We start from the raw sequence: 4527 nt of genomic DNA on the forward strand, positions 1-4527 counted from the left end.
CCTGTACATCGGGGGTAGGAGCCGGAGCTAGACAAAAAGGTGGATACCGATGAAATTAAAAGAAATTACTTTGCGTCATTTAAAAATGAGAATGAAATCCCCATTCACAACAAGCTTTGGAACAATGCAAGACCGGGATTTTATTTTGCTTGAAGCAAAGGATGAAAATGGAAATAGTGGCTGGGGTGAGTCTGTTGCCTTTCATTCGCCTTGGTATAATGAGGAAACATTACAAACAAATTGGCATATGCTCGAGGATTTTCTTATCCCGCAAATATTAAATAAAGAGATTAAACATCCTGATGAAGTTTCTGAAATCTTTTCGTACATTCGGAAAAATAATATGGCAAAATCTACCCTTGAGGGAGCGGTTTGGGATCTTTATACTCAAGAACAAGGAATTTCACTCGCGAAAGCACTCGGCGGAGAAAAATCAAAAATTGAAGTTGGCATCAGTATTGGTATTCAAAACACAGTGGATGATCTTCTGAAATTAATTGATGAATATGTAACTGAAGGCTATAAGCGGATGAAAGTGAAAATTAAGCCAGGCTGGGATGTAGATGTTATGAGGGAAGTTAGAAAGCATTTCCCTAATGTTCCTTTAATGGCTGATGCAAACTCAGCATACCGCTTAGAAGATATCGATCGTCTGCGTGCCTTGGATGAATTTGATCTCATGATGATTGAACAACCATTAGCATCTGATGATATTATCGATCATGCCACACTTCAGAAACAAATTAATACGCCTGTTTGCTTAGACGAAAGTATTCATTCATACGAAGATACTCGTAAAGCAATTGAATTAGGAAGCTGCAAAATTATTAATATTAAAATTGGCCGCGTCGGAGGTTTGACAGAGTCAAAACGAATCCATGACCTATGTAAGCAGCATGATATTCCGGTTTGGTGTGGGGGAATGCTTGAATCAGGTATCGGCAGAGCACATAATATCGCACTCACAACTTTAGATAATTTCATACTGCCTGGAGATACAGCTGGATCTTCTCGTTATTGGGACAAGGACATAATTGATCCAGAAGTAGTTGTAAAGGATGGTTTTATCACGGTTCCTGATACACCTGGAATTGGATATGAACCAAACAGAGATACGATTAAACAATATACAATTACTGAAAAAACTTTTTCCTAAGTGATTTTAAAAAGGGTTGAAGGAGATAGGAGGTTCTTCTTCTCCTTTTAAAATGAGTTTTCAAAAAATTCAATTATACGGGGGCCTTTATGAAAAAAAGTATTCAAATGGCAGGTGCATATATCGGTACAGTTGTCGGAGCCGGTTTTGCTTCTGGACAAGAAGTTTTGCAGTTCTTTACTAGCTTTGGATGGTTAGGTTTTTTGGGAGCCATCTTGGCAACCTTACTATTTGCGTTTTTAGGAATGAATATTATTCAAATTGGGGGCCGTCTCCAAACAGATTCACATAAAAATGTCGTATATAGTATTTGTGGAAAATATTTAGGAATTGCAGTAGACTTTATCATTACTTTCTTCTTATTTGGAGTAGCAGTGATTATGTTTGCGGGTGCTGGTTCAACGTTCCAACAGCAATTTGGAATTCCAAGTGCAATCGGAAGTTTAATTATGGTGATATTAACGATCGTAACTTGCTTCTTTAATGTTGAAAAGGTTCTTAATATTATTGGAAGTATTACTCCTGCATTAATTGTGTTAGTTTTAGTGATTGCATCTTATGCGTTATTCACAATGGATACAAGCTTTGCGGAGCTTGACAAGCTGGCTGAAGGGCAAAAAGCAGCTGCCTCTAACTGGTTCCTTTCTGGCTTATTGTATGTATCATTTAACATCACTTGTGCGATTCCAATGCTTGCAGTTATGGGCGGAACAACAAAGAATTTGAAGATCGCAGGAATGGGCGGTATTCTTGGCGGAGTCGGTTTAGGTCTTATGCTTATTCTAATTAATGTCGGTATGTATACAAGATTAGATGATATTGGCGGCTTAGACATTCCAATGCTCTACTTGGCCAATGAAATCTCTCCAATTGTCGGAATTTTCATGTCTATTGTCCTTTTAGCGATGATTTTTAACACAGCAGTTGGAATGCTTTATGGCTTCGCAGTACGCGTAATGAAGCCAGGTACGATGAAATTTAAAGGATTTGTCACAGCAATCGGATTTGCAGGATTTGCTGCAAGCTTCGTAGGATTTACAAAACTAGTTGGAACATTGTATCCAATTACTGGTTACCTAGGGTTTGCTTTGATTGCCGCAGTTATTGTTTACTGGGTAAGAGGTAAAAGAAATAATCAAAATCAGCAAGAAAATAAGATTGCTTCTTAAATAATAGAAACCCTTTTAGATTACGGTAATAAACGTAATCTAAAAGGGTTTTTTCCTTTTTCTGAATTGTCGGCAATGAAACTAGCGTTTATTTGATATAGCTATTAACAAAGAGGCCCAGCCAATTCTTGGAGGATTCAGTTTGGCTTGTACATTTAAGTAGCAAGTTCAATAGACCATCCCATGTTAGTATTTTGCAGGGGCTCCCTCCAAAACGTTTTCCGTCTGAGGAGGATGTCTCTTTTGTTTCGGGGTTAAGAAGATTTTTTCTGCTGATCACTTTTTTCAATGAGGGATCCTTTTTTAATCCAATATTGGAAATTGTCCAATGGAAAGACACCTCTGCAATCAGGGTTATACATTTGTACTACGACACTTTCTGGGTTTACTTCTATAATCCTTAGTGATTCAGACTTAGCAAGATTTGGGATAAAACAGCTTTTCATTTCAAATTCCATATTATTGTGTAAATTCATCCTTCACACTTCCTTAAAAAAATTGATTATATCTGCTTCATTCATATGTTCCCCAATGGATTCCTTCTTATCCAAAAATTGGACAAATTTACCTCGAAATATAGATTGAATTATCTAATAATTACTGCTAAAATAGAAAAAAGGTCAAGGAGTTGGTTTACGATGGAAAAACATTTATTGAATTCGGCTCAGCAACACGAAGAGAACATGGATGAAATTCTTGCAGAGCAATTTTTAAACAACACCTTGCTGACATTTCGAAGAGCACGGCTCAAATTGGAAATTGACAAAACCCTAATTGAACGGAACAAAAAAGAATTTATGCGCCTAACGGAAGAATTAAAAAGCATTTCATAGAGTAAATTGAAGGCTGCCATCTAAAGATGAGCAGCCTAAATTTGTGAGGGGGATTACATAATGACTACACCAGCATTACATATTTCGGATGAAGCATTGATGAAGCTCCGGGAATTGCTTGAAGAAGATTTGGATCAATCAGTGAGGTTAAAAGCCTATCCTACAGGTGAATGTTGAGGAAATGTTGAATTTATGTTGTCCCTGGATGGGGCAAAGGACACAGATATAAAGTTTATGATCGATGGCCTTCCTTTTGTGATGGATAGGTATTCGGAGGTTTTTATTTTTAAAACGTTGTGTATTTCTGTCGGTGAAGATGGGGGATTTGTCGTTGTGGATCGTTTTTTGTAAAAAGGGATTTAGAAGATTGTGAGAGAAATTATTTTTAAAGCTCGTCATGAACCAGAAGAAATAAAGTTGCTAAAATGCTTGAAGGTGAGAATGGATTTGTCAGAAAAAGATAAGAATATTCTTTCTAATCTCGAAAAGGGCTATGAAGGTGAGGTGCTTTTCGATAGCTGGGTAGAGGATCTTTCAAATGATTGGATTATCCTCAATGATTTATTGCTTGAAAGCAATCATACTGAATATCAAATTGACTCCTTATTGATATCCCCAGAGATCATTTATCAGTTCGAGGTAAAAAATTATGATGGCGATTTTTATATCGAAGACGATAAATGGTTTTCCCAAGCAGGAAAAGAAATTAATAATCCATTGCATCAGTTGGAACGTAGTGAATCCTTATTTCGGAGACTGCTCAACGATTTCGGCGTCAAAACTCCAATTAAATCATTCGTATGCTTCGTCAACACCGAGTTCCATTTATACGAAGCCCCACGCAACCAGCCTATAATTTTTCCAACACAACTTCCACGATTCATAAAAAAATTGCCAAAGAGCCCTCCAAGAATCCAAGAAACAACCCTAAAGCTCGCAGAAAAAATAGCTGCAGCCCACATGAATGAATCCCGACACAAGCGGGTTTATGAATATCAATTTGAGAAATTTAAAAAAGGAATCCGCTGTTTAAAATGTGTATCGTTTATGGCTGATTTTAGCCCAGAGCAATTTATCTGTAATAGATGTGGAGTTAAAGAGAAAGTGGCAACCGGGATATTGCGAACTGTGGAGGAGTTTGTTCTTCTTTTTCCAGAGAGAAGGATTACGACTAATGCTATTTATGAATGGTGTAACGGAATTAAGTCTAAGAGGACTATTCGAAGGATTTTGTTGTTAAAATATAAGCCATTTGGAAACGGTAAAGACATTTATTTTGTTAAAATGCCAGATAAATAAAATTCGAACTTACTAGTGAACCGAGAAACACGGTTTTTTGGACAGGTTTTTGGAAAATCGCTGAAAGCTG

General features: G+C 37.0%; 6 protein-coding genes. 5 read left to right on the forward strand and 1 reads right to left on the reverse strand.

Annotation, left to right across the window (positions count from 1 at the left end):
- The first annotated feature begins 49 nt into the window (after positions 1-49).
- A complete protein-coding gene (gene menC, locus V7127_RS00005) occupies positions 50-1156 on the forward strand; it encodes an o-succinylbenzoate synthase (protein ID WP_335482743.1) in 1107 nt (368 codons plus the stop codon).
- 89 nt (positions 1157-1245) lie between these two features.
- Complete coding sequence (locus V7127_RS00010) at positions 1246-2325, forward strand: YkvI family membrane protein (RefSeq protein ID WP_335482744.1); 1080 nt, start codon at positions 1246-1248, stop codon at positions 2323-2325.
- Between the two features lie 254 nt (positions 2326-2579).
- Here the strand turns inward: V7127_RS00010 and V7127_RS00015 are convergent, their stop codons facing one another.
- A complete protein-coding gene (locus V7127_RS00015; RefSeq protein ID WP_335353714.1) occupies positions 2580-2801 on the reverse strand; it encodes a hypothetical protein in 222 nt (73 codons plus the stop codon).
- A gap of 162 nt (positions 2802-2963) precedes the next feature.
- Here V7127_RS00015 and V7127_RS00020 point away from each other — a divergent pair, with 162 nt between their 5' ends.
- The 3 genes from V7127_RS00020 to V7127_RS00030 all read left to right on the forward strand — a co-directional run bounded on the left by V7127_RS00020 (position 2964) and on the right by V7127_RS00030 (position 4457).
- The gene (locus tag V7127_RS00020; protein WP_335482745.1) at positions 2964-3158 is read left to right on the forward strand and encodes an IDEAL domain-containing protein; all 195 of its coding nucleotides are present in this window, start codon (positions 2964-2966) and stop codon (positions 3156-3158) included.
- A gap of 192 nt (positions 3159-3350) precedes the next feature.
- A complete protein-coding gene (locus V7127_RS00025; protein WP_335482746.1) occupies positions 3351-3509 on the forward strand; it encodes a hypothetical protein in 159 nt (52 codons plus the stop codon).
- Between the two features lie 18 nt (positions 3510-3527).
- Positions 3528-4457, forward strand: a complete 930-nt coding sequence (locus tag V7127_RS00030) for a nuclease-related domain-containing protein (RefSeq protein WP_335482747.1) — start codon at positions 3528-3530, stop codon at positions 4455-4457.
- Positions 4458-4527: the final 70 nt, after the last annotated feature.

This window comes from Bacillus sp. JJ1773, from assembly GCF_036962035.1.
Classification (GTDB): Bacteria; Bacillota; Bacilli; order Bacillales; family Cytobacillaceae; genus Cytobacillus.